We start from the raw sequence: 18428 nt of genomic DNA on the forward strand, positions 1-18428 counted from the left end.
CCCCTGGGGGGATCACAAGCTCTCGTCAGTTCTACGGCGATCCGCCGGAGCAGCGGAAGGGCTCAGCCGAGCAGGTCCCACCAGACCTTGAGGAACGCGTCGGTGACGGACTCAGGCCGTACGGCGATGCGCAGCCAGTCCGGTCCCAGACCGGGGAACGTGTCGCCTCGCCGCACGGCGAAACCGCGCCGGCGCAGCTCCTCGCGCAGCTGATCGGCGCCGTCGACGTGGACGAGCACGAACGGAGCACGCGGTACGCCGTACGAGCTGACGCGGGGTGACGAAGTGAGGCCGGTGAGGAGGTGAGTGCGCTGGCTGTCGAAGGCCTGGGCTGCCTGGTTGGCCTCGGCCGTCGCCTCGGACGTGCTGCAGGCGATGGCGGCAGTGAGGGCCGGGGTGGAGAGCGGCCAGTGCGCCTGTACGGCGGCCAACTGCTCGACCAGGGCCGCGGCCGCGACGACGTACCCGACCCGCAGGCCGGCGAGGCCCCAGGTCTTCGTGAGGCTGCGGATGACGACCAGGCCGGGGATGGAGGCGCCGGCGAGGGACTCGGGCTCGCCGGGGACGGCGTCCATGAAGGCTTCGTCGACGACGAGGATGCGCTCGGGGCGGGCCAGCTCGCGGAGGGTGTCGGCGGGATGGAGGACCGACGTGGGGTTGGTCGGGTTGCCGACGACGACCAGGTCGGCGTCGGCGGGGACGGCCCGCGGGTCGAGAGTGAAGCCGTTCTCCGGTCGCAGGACCACGCGGTCGACGAGGTGGCCTGCGGAGCGGAGTGCGGACTCTGGCTCGGTGAACTGCGGGTGTACGACGACCGGGTGGCGCGGCCGGAACGCGCGCGCGATCAGCACGAACGCTTCGGCAGCGCCGGCCGTGAGGAGGATCTGGTCGGGGTCGCAGTCGTGACGCGCAGCGACCGCGGCCGTCGCCGCGTCGGAGCGTGGGTAGGCGGCGAGGTCGGTGAGGCTCGCGGTGATCTCGTCGAGCAACCAGGCGGGCGGCGTACCGGTGCGCACGTTGACGGCGAGATCCACCAGCCCGTCGCCGACCTCGAGATCTCCGTGATGGTCCAGGTCGAATCCGTCCACAGCCACGGGAGGAGGCTAACTGTCGGCCGGTCGGGCTCCTCCCGCCTGTCCAGGAACCGAGCCGGCTGGAGTATCCACAGGCCCCCCACGCGGGCGCGGTGGATGCGGCACCATGGAGACATGAAGATCGCCGTGGTGCAGGGCGCGAGTTCCGACGACAAGGCTGCCAACCGGGAGGCTGTGGTCCGGTGGGTGGCGCAGGCGGCGGCCGCGGGGCCGGAGCTCGTGGTGCTGCCGGAGGCGATGATGGCCGACTTCGCGGCCGAGGGCGGGTCGGTCGGGCCGCTGGCGGAGGCGCTGGACGGGGAGTTCGTCAGTACGTTGCGCAAGTGCGCGCTCGAGCACGGTACGGCGATCGTGGCGGGGATGTTCGAGCGGAGTTGCGACGAGCACCGGCCGTACAACACGTTGCTCGCGGTCGGCGCGGACGGTGAACTGCTGGGGGCTTATCGGAAGATCCACCTGTACGACGCCTTCGGCTACAAGGAGTCGGACCAGTTGACGCCGGGCGATGTCGCACCGGTGGTGGTGAAGATCGGGGACCTGAAGTTCGGGTTGATGACGTGCTACGACCTGCGGTTCCCGGAGTTGTCGCGGGCGCTGGTGGATGCGGGGGCCGACGTGCTCGTCGTACCGGCTGCTTGGGTGCGGGGACCGTTGAAGGAGCACCACTGGACGACGCTGCTGACAGCGCGGGCGGTCGAGAACACGGTGTACGTGGCGTCGGCGGCGCAGAACGGGCGGAAGTACTCGGGGCTGAGCCAAGTGATCGATCCGCAGGGAATCGCGGTCGCGGCGGTCGGTGAGGCGGACGGTTTCGCGACGGCGGAGATCTCGGGTGAGCGGTTGGCCGAGGTACGCACGAAGAATCCGTCGCTGGCCAACCGGCGGTTCACGGTGACGCCGCGCTGATGGCCGAGCAACCGCCAGGCGCCGAGGCCGGTACGGCGTACGACGTGGTGGTGCTGGCGGGTGGCGCTTCGCGACGGTTCGGCGGGGTGGACAAGGCAACGCTTGTCCTGGAAGGGGTTTCGCTGCTCGATCGGGTGCTCACGGCAACTGAATCGGCGGCCTCGACGGTCGTGGTCGGGCCGGAGCGGACGACCTGTCGCGCGGTGAGCTGGACGCAGGAACATCCCCCGGCCGGTGGGCCGGTCGCGGGAGTAGCGGCAGGGTTGCGATGCGGTACGGCGCCGGTGGTGGTGCTGGTGTCGTGCGACCTGCCGTGGTTGACCTCCGACGACGTCGCGGGACTGGTCGACGGGCTCGGCGAGCACGACGGGCACGGACTCCGGGATATTGGGGGCCGAGAGCAACCACTTGCGGCGGCGTACCGGCGGGACGCGCTGACGGCGGCGCTGGAGGCGATCGGCGACCCGCGCGACCAGTCGATCCGCAGGACGTTCGCGCCGTTGACGATGCGCTGGGCGGAGCCGACGCGGGCAGGTCGCGACGTCGACTCGTGGGCGGACCTCGACGACCCGGCGACCGCCGCGCCCACCGACCGGCCACCGAGCCGCCATCCAGGCGAATCGGTCCCGCAGCCAGGCGACTTCTGAGCAATCCCGAGCGAATCGGCACAGACCGCCCGCCCGCTTCTAGGCTGCGGCCTACTGCCTGCCGCCCGCCTCGAAAGGGACTCCATGAACAGACTCGCCCGGCTCCTCACCGCCGTCCTCAGCAGCGCCGTCCTCCTGGTCGCCGGTACGGCGACAACCGCCACCGCGGCGCCCGTCGCCACGCTGGGGGATGCTCCTCCTGGCGTCAGGTGCTCGTTCTTCTGGAACACGTCGTTCGCCGACACCTGCTTCGAGAGCGACGGCGACGACCAGTGGATCAGGGACCTGGTGGCCAACGGCTGGGCCGCTGTCGTCCACGTGCAGCTGAACTATCTCAAGGACAGGACCTGCAAGGCGATGCCGGCCGCGGAAGGCTGGGGAGTCTGCAAGTTCGACCACGTCGAGGACAAGTGCGTCCGCTTCCAGCTGTACGAACAGAAGGGCGACGCGATCCGTAACCGCACCCACTGGTCCCGCTGGTTCCACGTCAACGGCACCGGGTACTGCGACTGATCGCAGTCCTCGAGGTCCGCCCGACCGGGGAATAACCAGTCGCTTACCGGCCGTCCGCGCCCTACCTTGACCGGATGGATCATGACGTTGCCGGGATGGTGCGCACGGCGTTGCCGGGATGGGACGTGGCCGAGATTCTGCCGCGGTCGGGCGGGCAGTTGTCGACGGTCTTCGAGGTTCGGGGCGTCGACGGCCGGGCGGTGATCGTGAAGGTCTACGACCCGGAGTGGGCCTGGAAGCAGGCCAAAGAGGTGTACGTGTACGGCGTACTGACGCCTGAGCTCGGGGAGCTGGTGCCGTCGGTGATTCACGCGGAGCCCGCGGGTGAGACGCACGCGTTCACCGTGCTGTCGAAGGTGGACGGCGTGCCGTTGTCGGAGGTGACGCCGGCGGACTACCGGCCGATCTACGCGCAGGCGGGCGCCTTGCTGACAAGGATCCACCGAATCCCGCAGCCGGCGTACGGGTATCTGACGGACCAGGTGCTCGAGCCGCTTCCGTCCAACGACCAGTACATGGCGCGGCAGTTCGCGAAGAAACTGAAGGAGTTCGAGGAGCTCGGCGGCGATCCGGAGTTGCAGGCACGCATCACCGAGTACGTCGCCGAGCATCCCGTGCCGCCGGACGTCGAGCCCGTGCTGTGCCACAACGACTTCCACGAGGGCAACTTGCTCGTCGATCCCGAGACCTGGCAGCTGAACGGGATCATCGACGTCGAGAACGCGATCGCCGCGGACCCGCTGCTCGACCTGGCGAAGGCGTTCTACTACTCGATCAAGGACGACCGCGCGAAGCTCGACGGCCTGCTCGACGGGTACGGCGAACTCCCCGCCGACTGGGAAGAGCGGACCACCACGTACCGGCTCTACCACGCCCTCGAGCTATGGGACTGGTTCACGTTGATAGGCGTGACCGATCCCCTGGACTCGATCGCCGGCGACATCGCCGAGATCCTCGGCACACGGAGCGTCGCGCGCTGAGCCGACGCAGTACGGTGGCGAGTATGCGAGCTGTGGTGTGTGAAGGAGCCGGTGGTGTCGAGGTCCTGACGATCGGCCGGATCGAGGACCCCACGCCGAACGTCGACGAGGTCGTGATCGAGGTCGTCGCGGCCGGGGTGAACCGGGCCGATCTCCTGCAGCGGCAGGGCCACTACCCTCCGCCGCCCGGTGCGCCCGGGACGATCGGCCTCGAGGTGTCCGGCCGGATCAGCGCCGTCGGCGAGCAGGTCGAGGGCTGGTCGGTCGGTGACGAGTGCTGCGCGCTGCTGGCCGGCGGTGGGTACGCCGAGAAGGTCGTCGTACCGGCACCGCAGGTGATGCCCGTGCCGGAGGGCATCGACCTGGTCAGCGCCGCGGCGTTGCCCGAGGTCGTGGCGACCGTCTGGTCGAACATCTTCATGAAGGCGCACCTCAAGGACGGCGAGACGCTGCTCGTGCACGGCGGCGCCTCCGGCATCGGCACGATGGCGATCCAGCTCGGCGTCGCGCACGGCGCGCGGGTGCTCTGCACGGTCGGCAGCGCGGACAAGATGGAGTTCTGCACCCGGCTCGGCGCGGACGTCGCGATCAACTACAAGGAAGCCGAGTGGGCCTCGGTGGTGCGGGAGGCGACCGGCAAGGCCGGCGCGGACGTGATCCTCGACATCATCGGCGCGAAGTACCTGACCGACAACGTGAAGTCGCTCGCGTACGACGGCCGGATCGTCGTGATCGGTATGCAGGGCGGCGCGAAGGGCGAGCTGGACCTCGGCCGGCTGCTGGCCAAGCGCGGTTCGATCACCGCGGCCGGCCTGCGCAGCCGCTCGGTCGAGGACAAGGGCCGGATCCTGGCCGAGGTGGTCGGGCACGTCTGGCCGCTGGTCGAGGCGAAGAAGGTCCGGCCCATCGTGCACGCGACCTACCCGCTGGAGCAGGTCGCGACGGCGCACGAGGAGCTCGAGCAGTCGACGCAGAGCGGCAAGATCCTCCTCACGCTTTAGGACGGGGTGTTCGCGGCGATCCACTCCGGGTCGGGCGCGACGAGCTGGATGACGTCCAGCCAGGTGCCTTCGGGGTCGCGGACGTAGAAGTGCCGTTGTCCCCACGGCTCGGTGACCAGGTCGATCGCCAGCTCGACGCCGCCCTCGACGAGGCGAGCGGCGAGCTTGTCGACGTCGTCGACGACGAAGCCGAAGACGTTCGAGCTGTCGGTGGTCGCCGAGACGGCGGGCGGGACCGATGCGTGGCCGCGCTCGCAGATGGCCAGCTCCCACGACGCGTCGCCGCGGCGCAGGCAGACGAACCAGCCGAGGTCGACGGTGATCTCCAGGTCGAAGTACTCCGTGTAGAACGCGGCGACCCGCGCGGGCTGGGCGGTGACGACGGTGGCGCCGAAGGCGGCGGGTTGCATCTGGTCTCCTTTTACTACAGCTGTCGTGGTTGAGTACGACATTTGTAGTGGATGGCTGTAACCTTGTCAACATGCCCAGAAACCCGGAACGCCGCGACCAGCTCGCCGACGCCGGCCTGACCGTCCTGGCCGAGGCCGGCGCCCGCGGCCTCACTCACCGCGCCGTCGACGCCACCGCGGGACTTCCCGCCGGGACGACCTCCAACTACTTCCGTACGCGGGACGCCCTGCTGGGCGCGCTCGGCGAGCGGATCTTCGAGCGCCTCGCGCCGACCGACGATCGACTGCGACCGCTGGCCGCGCGCGAGCCGTCGACGGACCTGGTCGTCGACTACGTGCGGTACATCGTCGAGCGGCTGCTCGGGAATCCCGAGCTTCCGCTGGCCCTGTTCGAGCTTCGGCTCGAAGCGGCGCGAAGGCCGGGACTGCACGAGATCCTGACCCGGACGCTGCGGCAGGGGTTCGACGCCGACGTCGCGTTCCACGTCAACGCCGAGCTGCCGGGCGGCGCTCAGGAGGTTCGGCTGCTGCACTTCGCGATCGACGGACTGGTGCTCGACCAGCTGACGCCTGGCGTCGGACACCCGTACGACGTCGACGCGGCCGTCGCGCAACTCGTGCGCAGATTGTCGCGTGACTATTAGTCGCAACTTATATAGACTGCCAGGCATGGAATTCACTGGTGGACTGAACATCGCGATGAAACTGCCCAAGGCCGAGTTCGAGCGGACGGTCGCGTTCTACCGCGACGTCCTGGGGTTCGAGGTCACCGACGAGTCCGGGCCGCACGTCGTGGACGCGGTGCCGCGGTGCGCGTCGCTGAAGTACGGACCCGTGACGCTCTGGCTCGACCAGGTGGACAACTACGCGCGGTCCGACCTGTGGCTGGAGCTCATGACGCCGGACGTGGCCGCGGCGATGGAGCACCTGAAGAGCCACGGGATCGAGGCCCAGGACGAGTTGGAGCCGTTGCCCGAGGGGAGCGACGGGCGCTGGATCACCAACCCGGCCGGCGTCACGCACCTGGTTCGTAACATGAATTGACCCCCGAATGTCGTTGCCAAGGGCTACCGTCAGGGGGTGACTGGGGAACAGCGGCGCGGTGCGCACGTGCTGGACGCGGTGCTCGACGTGATCGCCGAGCGTGGCCTCGAGGCAGCGACGATGCGGACGGTCGCGGCGGCGGCCGGGATCTCGCTCGCGCAGGTGCAGTACTACTTCCGCAGCAAGGACGAACTGGTCGCGTCGGCGTTCCGGCACGTCACCGAGCGGTTCGACGAGAAGCTGGCGACGGTCGACCTGTCCGGCCCGCCGCGCAAGGTGCTGCGGGAAGCGCTCGAGCTCTGGCTGCCGTTGGACGCCGCCCGCGCCCGTGACGCCCGGGTCTGGCTGGCCTTCAGTGCGGCCGCCGCGATCTCACCGACCCTGAAGGAGATCGCGGCGGCCACCGACAGCGAGCTCCGGGTCGCGTTCGCCCGCCTGCTCGACGCGGCCGCCGCCGAAGGCACCCTGCCGGAGGTCACCGACACCGAGACCGAGGCCGGCCTCCTGCTCGCGGTCGTCGACGGCCTGGTCGTCCAGGCGCTCACCTTGGCCGAGCCGCTGCGCGCGCGGTTCCTGACCGATTCCCTCGACGCTCACCTGGCCCGCCTCTTCACCCCCTGAGCCCGGCGCCGGATTGACCAGGCGCATACTCGGTATGCATACTCAGTATCCATGTCGATCAAGCACGGTCTGCTCGCGTTGCTCCGAGCCGAACCGAAGTACGGATACCAACTGCGCGGCGAGTTCGAGACGGCCACCGGTTCGACCTGGCCGCTGAACATCGGGCAGGTCTACACGACCCTGACCCGGCTCGAGCGGGACGGACTCGTCCAGCCGGTCGTCGCCGAGGCGGGTCAGGACGACGGCGACGGGCGTTCGCGGTACGCGATCACCGAGGCCGGCCGGGCCGAGCTCGCCGGCTGGTTCACGACACCGGTGACCCGGGAGTCGCGGCCGCGTGACGAGCTGGCGATCAAGCTGGCGCTGGCGCTGGCCGTCCCAGGGGTCGACGTGCCCGCCGTGGTGCAGCTGCAGCGGAGCTCGACCATGCGGTCGATGCAGGAGCTGACCCGGTTGAAGCGCAACAGCCGCGACGGCGACATCTCCTGGCTGCTGGTGCTGGAGTCGATGATCTTCTCCGCCGAGGCGGAGATCCGCTGGCTGGACCACTGCGAGGCGATGCTGTCCCGCGCCCGCCGCACCCCGAGCACCGACAGCACTTCCGGTACGGCGACCCCGGCCGAGCAGCCCGATCGAACCCACCAGGCGGAGGCCAAGCGATGAACACCATTCTGGACATCCGCAATCTCAGCCGGGTGCACGGATCCGGCGAGCAGGCCGTGCACGCGCTGCGCGACGTCGACCTGACCGTCGCCGCCGGTGAGCTGGTCGCCGTGATGGGCCCGTCGGGCTCCGGCAAGTCCACGTTGCTCACCTGCGCGGGCGGTCTCGACCGGCCGACCTCCGGCCAGATCCTGATCGACGGGAACGACCTCGCTACCTTGGGCAACAACGCTGTCGCCGCCCTGCGCCGGCGGCGGATCGGCTACGTCTTCCAGGACTTCAACCTGATCCCCGCGCTGACCGCGGCCGAGAACGTGATGCTGCCGCTCGAGCTGGACGGCACCCGGGCCAAGACCGCACGCAAGTTCGCCGAGGCCGCGTTGACGGAGGTGGCGATCGCGGAGCTGGCCGACCGGTTTCCCGACGAGATGTCCGGTGGCCAGCGGCAACGCGTCGCGATCGCGCGGGCGATCGTCGGCGAACGGCGGCTGCTGCTCGCCGACGAGCCCACCGGCGCCCTCGACTCCGAGACCGGAGAAGCGGTCCTGCAGCTCCTCCGCGACCGGTGCGACCAGCACGGGATCGCCGGCGTCCTCGTCACCCACGACGCCCGGCACGCCTCCTGGGCCGACCGCGTCGTCTACCTGCGTGATGGTCTCCTGGTAGGCCAGTCGGGTCCGCTGCCCGAGGCCGACATCCTGCTGGAAGCGCACTGATGGGCGGCTGGGGACCACCGCTGCGGATCGCGGTCCGCACGGCTCGCCGCGCCAAGGGGAGAACTCTGCTGGTCGCCGCGCTGATCGGCGTACCGGTGCTGGCCGCGTCCTGGATCGGGCTGACCAACGTCGCCGGGAGCCCGACCGGGGAGACCCTCGCGAAGACGACGATCGGTACGTCGGACGCCCAGCTGATGGTGTCGCCGTACGCGAAGTACGGTCCGCAGCAGCAGGAACCGCAGCTGAACGGGGGCGAGCCCGCCCCGCCGCCGGGAGTCGTGGCGTCGCGCGATGCCGCCAAGGTCGACCCGCTGGCCTACCTGCCCCCTGGCAGTACGGCGGCCCGTTCTCTGTACGAGATGGGCTCGACCGAGGTGCGCGGCCCGGAGACGAACACCTCGGTCCGGCTGCTGACAGGCGACGGCCAGAGCAAGCTGCTGGACGGGACCTTCAAGCTGGACAGCGGACGGATGCCCGGCAAGCCCAACGAGGTCGCCGTGTCGCCGGAGCTCGCGAAGTTCCTCGCCCTGCTGGACGGCAAGCAGCTGAAGCCCGGCGCCACCGTCCGGACCGCGGACAATCAAGAGCTCGTCATCGTCGGGCTTGCCCGCACGCTCTTCGGCCCGGACACCAGAGCGCTCTTCACCACCCCGGACAGCCGGCTGGTCGACGCCGACTCCGATGCCAGGTACTACTACCTGGTCGATCTGCCCGCCACGGCGAACCCGGACGCGGTCAGCAACGACCTGCTCCGCAACGGCATGTACTTGGTGCCTAGGGCAAACATCATCGACCCGCCGCCGTCCCTGTACGGCGGGGCCGGCGACGCCGGCGCGGTCGCGGTGATGGCGCTGGTGGTCGGGTTCGGCATCCTCGAGATCGTCCTGCTCGCCGGTACGGCGTTCGCCGTCGGCGCGCGCCGCCAGACACGCGAGCTCGGGCTCGTCACCGCGACCGGCGGCAGGCCACGCGACGTCCGCCGGATCGTGCTGCTGCAGGGGCTCTTCGCGGGCGTCCTCGGCGCCGGCGGCGGTCTGGTGATCGCCCTGCTGCTGATGGTCGTCGGCAAGCCGCTGTGGGAGAAGATGCTCAACTCCGTCATCGTCGGCTTCCAGGTTCCGTGGACGAACCTGCTGGTGATCGCGGTGCTCGGTCTGCTCGCCGGGCTCGCGGCGGCCGTCGTACCGGCGATCAGCGCCGGCCGGCAGATGCCGATGGCGGCGCTGGCGGGACGGTTCACCGTGACCGCCGGGGTGGTCCGGATCCGCCGGCCCGCCCTGGTCATGGTGATCGCCGGTGTCGTGCTGACCGTCGGCGGAAGCGGCTGGATGGCCAGCATGCTCGAGGCGGCGAAGAAGCTGGCCACCGAGGGATCGGGCCGGACGACCCTCACCCCGACCGGGCCGATCGCGCTGGTGCTGCTCGGGATCACCGCCACGATCATCGGGCTGGTCTGGCTGCTGCCCGGCCTGGTGGCCAAGACGGCCGGGATCGCCAGGATCTTCCCGTTGAGCGGACGGCTCGCTCTACGCGACGCGGCCAGGCACCGCCACCGCACCGGCCCGGCGACCGCGGCGATCATGATGGCCGTCGCGGCCACCGCGGCGATCGCGTTCGCCGCGGCCAACAGCATCGCCGCGGACGCGGTCGACTACCGGCCGGAGAGCCTGTCCGGCGACGGGATCATCGACTTCGGCGGCGAGGTTCCGTACTCCGCCTCCACGGTCGGGAAGGTGGCCGAACTGATCCCGGCCAAGGCGACGTACGAGCTCGGAGCGGTGGCCCTGCGGGGGCAGCAGTCGAGCGGCGGCTACACGCCGGGCCTGATGGCGATGGGTCCGGCCGGCATGGAGGGAATGTCGGGCTACCCCGTGCTCGTCATCGATCCGGACTACATCGCCCGGTTCCCGGAGTACGGGCCGAAGGCCGCCGCGGCGCTGCGGGAGGGCAAGGTCGTCGTACCGGACCAGGCGGCGCTGAAGGGCTCGATGGCCCGGCTGACCTCGGAGACCGACTACGAGGGCAAGCTGGCCAAGCCCTTCCCGGGCGCGGTGGTGAGTTCACCGCCCGACGTCGGTCGGCTGCGGTTCGCGTCGTTGGTCAGTCCCGAGACCGCGAACAAGCTGGGCACGGTCCAGGTCCTGCAGGCCCAGTACGTCCTCGAGCGGGAGCCGACCGACGACGAGTTCGCGGCCGTGGCCAGGGTGCTCGGCCACGACGACCTGCTCGTGATCGAGAAGGGGTACCAGAGCCCGGCGCGGCTCTGGCTGCTCGGGCTGATCGGCGCGGCCACCGTCGTCACCTTGCTGGGGGTCGCGATCTCGGTCTCGCTCTCAGCGGCCGAAGGCCGGGCCGACCTGGCCACTCTGGCCGCGGTCGGCGCGCCACCGCGACGACGGCGCAACCTGGCCGCGGCGCAGGCGTGGGTGCTCGGACAGCTGGGATGTCTGCTGGGCGTGGGAGTCGGTGCACTGTACGGCTACACGGCGCACGCGGCGTTCGGGTCGCCGAGCTTCGTGATCCCGTGGCAGGAGATCGGTGCCATCGTGATCGTAGTGCCGTTGTTCGCCGGATCGCTGGCCTGGTTGATGACGCGCTCGCGGCTGCCGATGGTACGTCGGGTCGATTAGTTGCTGTGCGCCCCTACTTGGCCCGGGTCCGGGCCAGGTCGGGGTGCGCGACCGGGTGCAGCGGCGTACTGGTAACGCGCCACTGGCCGCAGGCGCAGCTCTGGTAGGTGAGCAGTCCTTCGCTGACGGGGTGTGACGACGCCACCCGCCAGCGGTGCCGGTGAAGTTCTTGTCTGGTGGTCATGGATCCATCGTGCTGTAATGGCATTATGCATCTCAACCCTTACGGCGCCGATGCGGTCCTGCTGGCGGTGAACCTGGTCACGCACCCGGCCTCGACGCCCGCCGAGCTGGCCGCGCGCTGCGTGGAAAGCGGCATCGACGAGAGTCACGTGCGGGACGGACAGGTCACCGACGACGACGTCGCCACAGTCCGGATCGTGCTGGACGAGTGGCTGGCGGTCGTCGACGCGTCCGACGAGCAGAAGCGGGTCGACCTGGTGAACGAGATGCTCGCCAAGTACACCGAGCACCCACGGCTGACCAACCACGCGGGCGACGGCTGGCACATGCACTACCGGCCCTTCCGCGTACCGGTCTGGCGGCTGGTCGCGACGTTGATCAGCACCGGTACGGCGCTGCACCTGGCGGGCCGTGGGATCTCCCGGCTCGGACGCTGCGCGATGGACGGGTGCGACCAGGTGTACGCCGATCTGTCCCGTGGCGGGAAGCAGCGCTACTGCAGTCCCGCCTGCTCCAACCGCGACGCCGTACGACGGCACCGCGCGCGCACTGCCTGAGACTCCCGGAGCGCTCACCACAGACCCGGGACGACAGTGCTTCTAGGATGGGCAGATGAGCGAGGAGAGCAACGAGGGCCAGGAAGTCCCGATGGCGGGGGCTCGGACCGAGGACGGCAAGATCCTGATCGTCGGGCCGGACGGGATGGCCGTCGAGGGGCCGCCGCGCGACGAGAACGACGACGACGCGAACGAGGGGCCACGCTCGGTGACCGAGCTGGTCGAGCAGCCGGCCAAGGTGATGCGGGTCGGGAACATGATCCGCCAGCTGCTCGAAGAGGTGAAGGCGGCTCCGCTCGACGAGGCGTCGCGGCAGCGGCTGAAGGCGATCCACGAGGCCTCGATCAAGGAGCTGGAGAGCGGCCTGGCGCCGGAACTGGTCGAGGAGCTCGAGCGGCTGAGCCTCGACTTCACCGACGACAGCACGCCGACCGAGGCCGAGCTGCGGATCGCGCAGGCCCAGCTGGTCGGCTGGCTGGAGGGCCTGTTCCACGGCATCCAGACGGCGCTGTTCGCCCAGCAGATGGCCGCCCGCCAGCAGCTCGAGCAGATGCGCCGCGCGCTGCCGGGCGGTCAGCAGATGCCCGAGGGCGGCCCGTTCCCGGGCACTCCGCAGGCCAACGGCACCACCGACGGGCCGGGCAGCGGCGGGATGTACCTGTAGTTCTTAGAGATTGAACACGTCGGCGAGGACGGTGGCGACACCGTCCTCGTCGTTTGTCGGGCAGACCTGATCGACGACGGCGAGCACCTCGGGGTGCGCGTTGGCGACGCCGTACGACGTACCGGCCCAGGTGAGCATCGGGAGATCGTTCAGCGAGTCCCCGAAGGCGATCGTCTCACTCGCCGAGATTCCTTGCTCCGCGGCGAAATCGGCCAGCATCGCGGCCTTCGAGACCCCGCTCGCGGCGATCTCCACCAGACCGGTCCCGCCACTGTGGCTGGCCGCCACCCGCTCGCCGACGATCGGCGCGACCCGGGCCAGCAGCTCGTCGGAGTGCAGGCTGCGGTGCCGGACCAGGAGCTTGGCGGCCGGTTCGGCGAGCAGTTCGTCGATCGCGGCGATCAACGTGTCGTCCGGCTTGGGCCAGCGGTTCAGGTAGTGCGGTTCCTGTCCGTAACGGTCCGGTCGCTCGATCGCGAACTCGACCTCCGGTACGGCGGCCCGGATCGCCAGCGCGACCTCCAGCGCGACGGCCGGATCGATCAGCCGGGTGCGGATCGCCTTGCGCCCGGCGACGTCGTACAGAATGGCGCCGTTGGCAACAATCGCGACCCCGTGCGCGCCGACCAGCTCGGACAGGTCGTGCAGCCAGCGCGGCGGCCGGGCGGTGACCATCACAAAGACGGCGCCGGCCTCCTGGACCGCGAGCACGGTGCTCCGGGTGAACGGGGAGACGCTCGAGTCGCTGTGGACCAGCGTGCCGTCCAGATCGGTGGCCACCAGGCGGGGTGTTCTGCGCATCGACACGTACCTACCGTAACGGTCTTCGGGCAGACCTTTTGCCCCTTCAGGAAAGATCCCCTTACCCCCTCGGGGAGTCATCGCGCAACCATCTGGAGATCGTTTTCCATGCAATCTGATTGACCATTGAACAACGTCACCAGACCGTTACGGCAGGATGCTGCAAAGGCAGCAAGTTCCCCTGCGCCGCAGGGTTTGTGCATGATTTCATGCGGTGGCCGGCGGGGAACCAGAGGCGGTTCGCACACGTCGTACGCCTGTTCCGGATCATCCACATCCGGTCCGACCCACGCCGGGAAGAACGTCGAGGAACTGGTGCGGAATTGGGTGCAACCAAAACCGGATCGGCGGCGTCAACAGTTATGGATCGGTGCGCCTAGCGCCGGACAAACGGGGTGGGTCGGCAACGAGCGTCGGTCCATCAGCTAGTGGGCTCGGGTGTTCGAACAGGCTTCATCGTTCGTTCACCGGGTCCTGGAACTTGGGGAGCCACGATGACTGTCAACACCGCCAACCCACCGGGGGCCAGGTCCGCCCGTGCGGCTGTCGACACATCTTCCATCATGGAAGGGGCCATGACCGGCTGTATCGCACGATCTGACATTTTCCAGCACCGCCTGATGGAGGAGCCGCCGCCCGCGTCGGCGACCCGTCGGACCAGGGAGCGCTACGACCAGCTGGTCCGGGAAGCCAAGTTGGTCTGTGCTTCCTGCCCGCTGTTCACCGACTGCCTGTTCAGCGCGGTGGCCGAGCACGACGTCAGCGGCTTCGTCGCCGGAACCACCGCAGTACAACGTCGTTCAATGCGCAACCTGTTGGACGTCGAGGTCCAGGCCGACGACTTCGACCAGCTCGCCGGGGCCCGCGGGACCCGCCGGCCGGTCAGCCACGAAGAGGTCCTGCGACTGCGGACCCAGTACCCCAACGACAGCCTCGAGTCGCTCGCGATGCGGCTCGGATGCTCGCTGTCGACCGTGAAACGTCATCTGCGCAGGGCTCGCCGAGGTCAGAGCCCGGCCGCCAAGGCACCGCGGGCCCGCCCGGAGGTCAGCGCCGTCCTGGACGCGTTCGACGCCGTGGTGGACCAGCCCTGCCCCGCACCGCGCACCGGCAGCACCCGCGTCGCCTGATCCGATACTCGGCCCGCCAGCGGACTATCGGTGACAGCAAAGGCCCGGAACCCTTGCACAGCAGGGATTCCGGGCCTCTTTCGTTGCCCTGGAGAACTGTCAGAACCAGCGGTTGAGCACGGCGGCCACGCCGTCGTCCTGCACCGATTTGGTCACCTCGTCGGCCGCCGCCTTCACCTCGTCCGGTGCCGCGCCCATCGCGACCCCGAGCCCGGCGTACGTCAGCATCTCGATGTCGTTGCGCCCGTCACCGATCGCGACCAGCCCTGACGCGTCGAGGCCGAGCTGCGCCAGCGCGACCTTCAGCCCCGTGCTCTTGTCGACGCCCTCGGGCGCGATGTCCAGCCACGCGGTCCAGCCGACGAAGTAGCTGACGCCGTGCAGGCCGAGCCGCTCGGCCAGCTCGATGAAGTCCGCCTCCGAGGCGTCCGGGTCGCGGATGATCAACCGGGTCACCGGCTCGGGCGCCAGCTCGGCGTCGGAGACCACCCGGAACGCGTCACCCCCGAGGTCGCCCTCGGGGAACGGCGCGGTCACCCGGTACCCGCCGTCGGCCTCCTCGACCGCCATCCGCGCGTTCGGCGCGTGCTCGCGGACCGAGGCGATCACGGTCGTCGGGTCGAAGGTGCGCTCGTCCACGATCTGACCGGCCGGGTAGCTCAGCGTGCGCGCACCGTTGCTCACGACAACAAATCCGCGCTGCAGGCCGAGCAGCTCCGCGATCGGTACCGTGGCCGCCGCCGACCGGCCGGTGGCCAGCACGATCGGCACCTGCGCGGCCGCCCGGCGGACGGCGTCGACCACGGCGGCAGAGATCCGCTCGTCGTGGTCGACCAGCGTGCCGTCGATGTCGAGGGCAACGGCCTGCGGCCGCCAGCCGTCGGTCGCCGTCATCCGCGGACCGGTTCGAGGACCTCGCGGCCGCCGACGTACGGGCGCAGGGCGGCCGGGACCCGGACCGAGCCGTCGGGCAACTGGTGCGTCTCCAGGATCGCGACGATCCACCGGGTGGTGGCCAGCGTGCCGTTCAGCGTCGCGACGTGACGGGTCTTGCCGTCGGCGTCGCGGTGCCGGATGTTCAGCCGGCGGGCCTGGTAGTCGGTCGTGTTCGACGTCGAGGTGAGCTCGCGGTACGCGCCCTGGGTCGGCACCCACGCCTCGCAGTCGAACTTCCGGTACGCCGAGGCGCCCAGGTCACCGGTCGCGGTGTCGATCACCCGGTAGGCCAGTTCCATCTTGTCGAGCATCTCCTTCTCCCAGCCCAGCAGTCGCTGGTGCTCCGCCTCGGCGTCCTCGAGGCTGCAGTAGGAGAACATCTCGACCTTGTCGAACTGGTGGACGCGGATGATCCCGCGGGTGTCCTTCCCGTACGAGCCGGCCTCGCGGCGGTAGCAGGACGACCACCCGGCGTACCGCATCGGGCCGTTGGACAGGTCGACGATCTCGTCCATGTGGTACCCGGCGAGCGCGACCTCCGACGTCCCGACCAGGTAGAGCTCGGGCTCCTCCAGGCGGTAGACGTCGTCGTGGGCGTTCAGGTACCCCGTGCCGTCCATCACCTCGGGCTTGACCAGCGTCGGCGTGATCATCGGGGTGAAGCCGTACTCCACCGCCTGGTTGATCGCGAGCTGGAGCATGCCGAGCTGGAGCTGCGCGGCGACGCCCTTGAGGAAGTAGAACCGGGCGCCGGAGACCTTCGCGCCGCGCTCCATGTCGATCGCGCCGAGCAGCTCGCCGAGCTCCAGGTGGTCGCGGGGCTCGAAGCCCTCGGCGGCGAAGTCGCGCGGCTTGCCGATCTCCTCGAGCACGACGAAGTCGTCCTCGCCGCCGACCGGGGCCTGGTCGGAGACCAGGTTCGGCAGGGCGCGGGACAGCAGGTCGAAGCGCTTCTCGGCCTCGTTCGCGGTCGCCTCGTGGGCCTTGACCTCGGTGGACAGCGTCTTGGTCCGCTCCAGCAGCGCGGTCCGCTCGTCGCCCTTGGCCTGCGCGACCTGCTTGCCGAGGCCCTTCTGCTCCGCCCGCAGCGACTCGAAGGCCGCGATCGACGATCGACGCTCGGAGTCGGCCACCAGGATCTCGTCGACCTTGGCCGGACTCTCGCCGCGCTTGGTCAGCGCGTCACGGACGACATCGGGGTTCTCACGGAGCACTTTGGCATCGATCACACGCTCAGGCTATCGGGGCGTGTCATGAACGCGGAATTTTATTCGGGATGATGAGCTTGCACCAGCCGGACGGCCAGGTTTCTTCGAGGGGGTAGTACGCGGGCGATGAACCACCATCCACCCAGTCATCTCGGCCGTGCGGTCACGGTCGTGCTGGGTGCGTTGCCGTTCGCGGTCGTCACCTTGCTGGTCTTCGGCCACTGGCCGCCGCTGCGCGCGTGGGACGACTCCGTGGCCGCGCGCGTCGCGTCGTACGGGGCAGGCCGGCCGAGCTGGGTGGACCTGTGGCAGGTGCTGGGCGCGGTGGTCCTGCCGTGGACGATGCGCGGCGTCATCGTGGTGGTCGGGATCTACCTGTGGCACCGCCGGGCCCGCCTGCTGACGGTCTGGCTGGTCGTGTCGGCCGGCGCCGAGCTGGGGATGGTCCAGGCGGTCAAGCACATCTTCGACCGGGCCCGGCCCGCCGCGATGCTGGTCGAGACCGACGGCTGGTCGTACGTCTCCTCGCACGCGACGGCCGCCTTCGTGATGGCCGGGGCGCTCGGCGTGGTGCTGCCGTCGGTCCGCGGGTGGCGGCGCCGGTTCCGGACGCTCGTGCTGCTGCCGACGATCGCCGTCGTCCTGCTCGCCTCGGCGGACCGGATCTTCCTGAACGTGCACTACCTGTCCGACGTGCTCGGCGGCTGGGCGCTCGGGCTGGCGATCCTGACCGCGACCTCGATCGGCTTCGGCCTGCGGCCCGGTCTGCGCCGCCGGCGGCGTCGTACGCCGACGGACGAGTCCCGTACGACGCCCCCGCGCGCCGCCGTGATCGTGAACCCGATCAAGGTCGGGGACGGCGTCGCGTTCCGGCGGAAGGTCTCCCGCGCGCTCGCCGTCCGCGGGTTCGACGACCCACTGTGGCTGGAGACCCGCGAGGACGACGCCGGCAACGCGATGGCCAAGCGGGCGATCGAGAACGAGTCGGACCTGGTGCTGGTCGCGGGCGGTGACGGGACGGTTCGGGTGGTCACGGCCGCGCTGGCCAACACCGCGATCCCTGTCGGGGTCATTCCCGCCGGCACGGGGAACCTGCTGGCCCGGAACCTGCACATCCCGCTCGACCTCGACGACGCGCTCGAACGGATCCTGGACGGCCGGGAACGGCGGATCGACCTGGTCAAGGTGCACGGCGACGGGCTCGACACCGACCGCTTCGCGGTGATGGCCGGGCTCGGCCTGGACGCGGCGATCATCACCGGGGCGCCGCCGATCCTGAAGGCGCAGATCGGCTGGACGGCGTACCTGGTGTCGGCGGCCAAGAACATCAACCACCCGTCGGTGAAGGTCCGGATCGCGATCGACGGCGACGAACCGATCGAGCGCCGGGTCCGGACCGTGGTGATCGGCAACGTCGGCATGCTGCAGGCGAACATCCCGCTGCTGCCCGACGCACGGCCCGACGACGGGCTGATCGACGTGGTGGTGATCGCGCCGCGGCGGGTGACGCAGTGGCCGCTGGTGTTCTGGCGGGTGATGACGCGGACCAAGCGGACCGAGATGTACCTCGAGCGGTTCACGGCGCGGAAGGTCGAGATCACCGCTGCGGCCGACGTCCAGCGGCAGCTCGACGGGGACGGGATCGGCGCGGGGAAGTTCCTGTCCGCGGAGGTCGACCCGGGGGCGCTCGTCGTACGGGTGCCCAAGCGGCGCTGAGCTCGGCC

General features: G+C 70.0%; 21 protein-coding genes. 15 read left to right on the forward strand and 6 right to left on the reverse strand.

All coding sequences use genetic code 11. The features are described from left to right. Positions 1-62: 62 nt before the first annotated feature. On the reverse strand, positions 63-1094 hold the full coding sequence (cobC, locus tag ACLQ2O_RS01570; protein WP_425826333.1) for an Rv2231c family pyridoxal phosphate-dependent protein CobC: 1032 nt from the start codon (positions 1092-1094) through the stop codon (positions 63-65). Positions 1095-1208: 114 nt separating this feature from the next. On the opposite strand from cobC, the gene ACLQ2O_RS01575 reads away from it, so the two are divergent. The 5 genes from ACLQ2O_RS01575 (at position 1209) to ACLQ2O_RS01595 (ending at position 5141) form a co-directional block, all read left to right on the forward strand. Beyond that, on the forward strand, positions 1209-2000 hold the full coding sequence (locus ACLQ2O_RS01575) for a carbon-nitrogen hydrolase family protein (RefSeq protein ID WP_425826335.1): 792 nt from the start codon (positions 1209-1211) through the stop codon (positions 1998-2000). Next, positions 2000-2647: a molybdenum cofactor guanylyltransferase gene (gene mobA / locus ACLQ2O_RS01580; protein ID WP_425826337.1), complete on the forward strand. Its 648-nt coding sequence runs from the start codon at positions 2000-2002 to the stop codon at positions 2645-2647. The genes ACLQ2O_RS01575 and mobA overlap by 1 nt, the downstream gene beginning before the upstream one ends. A gap of 84 nt (positions 2648-2731) precedes the next feature. Further along, the gene (locus ACLQ2O_RS01585; protein ID WP_425826339.1) at positions 2732-3160 is read left to right on the forward strand and encodes a hypothetical protein; all 429 of its coding nucleotides are present in this window, start codon (positions 2732-2734) and stop codon (positions 3158-3160) included. Positions 3161-3234: 74 nt separating this feature from the next. Then, complete coding sequence (locus ACLQ2O_RS01590) at positions 3235-4140, forward strand: phosphotransferase family protein (RefSeq protein ID WP_425826341.1); 906 nt, start codon at positions 3235-3237, stop codon at positions 4138-4140. A 23-nt stretch (positions 4141-4163) separates the two neighbouring features. Further along, complete coding sequence (locus ACLQ2O_RS01595; protein ID WP_425826343.1) at positions 4164-5141, forward strand: NAD(P)H-quinone oxidoreductase; 978 nt, start codon at positions 4164-4166, stop codon at positions 5139-5141. On the opposite strand, the gene ACLQ2O_RS01600 is transcribed toward ACLQ2O_RS01595, so the two are convergent. Further along, positions 5138-5551, reverse strand: coding sequence for a VOC family protein (locus ACLQ2O_RS01600; protein WP_425826345.1), 414 nt, complete (start codon positions 5549-5551; stop codon positions 5138-5140). The genes ACLQ2O_RS01595 and ACLQ2O_RS01600 overlap by 4 nt on opposite strands. 71 nt (positions 5552-5622) lie before the next feature. On the opposite strand from ACLQ2O_RS01600, the gene ACLQ2O_RS01605 reads away from it, so the two are divergent. From ACLQ2O_RS01605 to ACLQ2O_RS01630, 6 genes are read left to right on the forward strand one after another with little or no spacing between them, the layout of a single operon-like run. After that, positions 5623-6195 carry a TetR/AcrR family transcriptional regulator gene (locus tag ACLQ2O_RS01605; RefSeq protein WP_425826347.1) on the forward strand — a complete coding sequence of 191 codons (573 nt, stop codon included), beginning with the start codon at positions 5623-5625 and terminating at the stop codon, positions 6193-6195. A gap of 25 nt (positions 6196-6220) precedes the next feature. Then, a complete protein-coding gene (locus ACLQ2O_RS01610) occupies positions 6221-6595 on the forward strand; it encodes a VOC family protein (RefSeq protein ID WP_425826349.1) in 375 nt (124 codons plus the stop codon). A 36-nt stretch (positions 6596-6631) separates the two neighbouring features. Further along, entirely contained in the window at positions 6632-7216 is a 585-nt protein-coding gene (locus ACLQ2O_RS01615) for a TetR/AcrR family transcriptional regulator (RefSeq protein ID WP_425826351.1), read from the forward strand. Between the two features lie 51 nt (positions 7217-7267). Further along, a complete protein-coding gene (locus ACLQ2O_RS01620) occupies positions 7268-7879 on the forward strand; it encodes a PadR family transcriptional regulator (protein ID WP_425826353.1) in 612 nt (203 codons plus the stop codon). Then, positions 7876-8595 carry an ABC transporter ATP-binding protein gene (locus tag ACLQ2O_RS01625; protein WP_425826355.1) on the forward strand — a complete coding sequence of 240 codons (720 nt, stop codon included), beginning with the start codon at positions 7876-7878 and terminating at the stop codon, positions 8593-8595. Before ACLQ2O_RS01620 ends, ACLQ2O_RS01625 begins: the two co-directional genes overlap by 4 nt. Further along, positions 8595-11225: an FtsX-like permease family protein gene (locus ACLQ2O_RS01630; protein ID WP_425826357.1), complete on the forward strand. Its 2631-nt coding sequence runs from the start codon at positions 8595-8597 to the stop codon at positions 11223-11225. The genes ACLQ2O_RS01625 and ACLQ2O_RS01630 overlap by 1 nt, the downstream gene beginning before the upstream one ends. Before the next feature lie 13 nt (positions 11226-11238). On the opposite strand, the gene ACLQ2O_RS01635 is transcribed toward ACLQ2O_RS01630, so the two are convergent. After that, positions 11239-11409 (reverse strand): hypothetical protein, encoded by a 171-nt coding sequence (locus ACLQ2O_RS01635; RefSeq protein WP_184801156.1) that lies wholly within the window; start codon positions 11407-11409, stop codon positions 11239-11241. A gap of 25 nt (positions 11410-11434) precedes the next feature. On the opposite strand from ACLQ2O_RS01635, the gene ACLQ2O_RS01640 reads away from it, so the two are divergent. Together ACLQ2O_RS01640 and ACLQ2O_RS01645 are read left to right on the forward strand one after the other, a co-directional pair. Continuing rightward, positions 11435-11965 carry a CGNR zinc finger domain-containing protein gene (locus ACLQ2O_RS01640; RefSeq protein WP_425826359.1) on the forward strand — a complete coding sequence of 177 codons (531 nt, stop codon included), beginning with the start codon at positions 11435-11437 and terminating at the stop codon, positions 11963-11965. A 55-nt stretch (positions 11966-12020) separates the two neighbouring features. Next, the gene (locus tag ACLQ2O_RS01645) at positions 12021-12629 is read left to right on the forward strand and encodes a bacterial proteasome activator family protein (RefSeq protein WP_425826361.1); all 609 of its coding nucleotides are present in this window, start codon (positions 12021-12023) and stop codon (positions 12627-12629) included. Positions 12630-12632: 3 nt separating this feature from the next. Here the strand turns inward: ACLQ2O_RS01645 and ACLQ2O_RS01650 are convergent, their stop codons facing one another. Further along, the gene (locus ACLQ2O_RS01650; RefSeq protein WP_425826363.1) at positions 12633-13430 is read right to left on the reverse strand and encodes an HAD family hydrolase; all 798 of its coding nucleotides are present in this window, start codon (positions 13428-13430) and stop codon (positions 12633-12635) included. Between the two features lie 620 nt (positions 13431-14050). On the opposite strand from ACLQ2O_RS01650, the gene ACLQ2O_RS01655 reads away from it, so the two are divergent. Further along, positions 14051-14560: a WhiB family transcriptional regulator gene (locus tag ACLQ2O_RS01655; protein ID WP_425826365.1), complete on the forward strand. Its 510-nt coding sequence runs from the start codon at positions 14051-14053 to the stop codon at positions 14558-14560. A 99-nt stretch (positions 14561-14659) separates the two neighbouring features. Here ACLQ2O_RS01655 and ACLQ2O_RS01660 read toward each other — a convergent pair whose 3' ends face one another. Together ACLQ2O_RS01660 and serS are read right to left on the reverse strand one after the other, a co-directional pair. Next, positions 14660-15454, reverse strand: a complete 795-nt coding sequence (locus tag ACLQ2O_RS01660; RefSeq protein ID WP_425826367.1) for an HAD family hydrolase — start codon at positions 15452-15454, stop codon at positions 14660-14662. Further along, complete coding sequence (gene serS, locus ACLQ2O_RS01665; RefSeq protein ID WP_425826369.1) at positions 15451-16725, reverse strand: serine--tRNA ligase; 1275 nt, start codon at positions 16723-16725, stop codon at positions 15451-15453. Before serS ends, ACLQ2O_RS01660 begins: the two co-directional genes overlap by 4 nt. Before the next feature lie 105 nt (positions 16726-16830). Between serS and ACLQ2O_RS01670 the strand changes: the two genes are divergently transcribed. Then, positions 16831-18420 (forward strand): diacylglycerol kinase family protein, encoded by a 1590-nt coding sequence (locus tag ACLQ2O_RS01670; RefSeq protein WP_425826371.1) that lies wholly within the window; start codon positions 16831-16833, stop codon positions 18418-18420. Positions 18421-18428: the final 8 nt, after the last annotated feature.

The organism is Kribbella sp. DT2 (assembly GCF_049844575.1).
Classification (GTDB): Bacteria; Actinomycetota; Actinomycetes; order Propionibacteriales; family Kribbellaceae; genus Kribbella.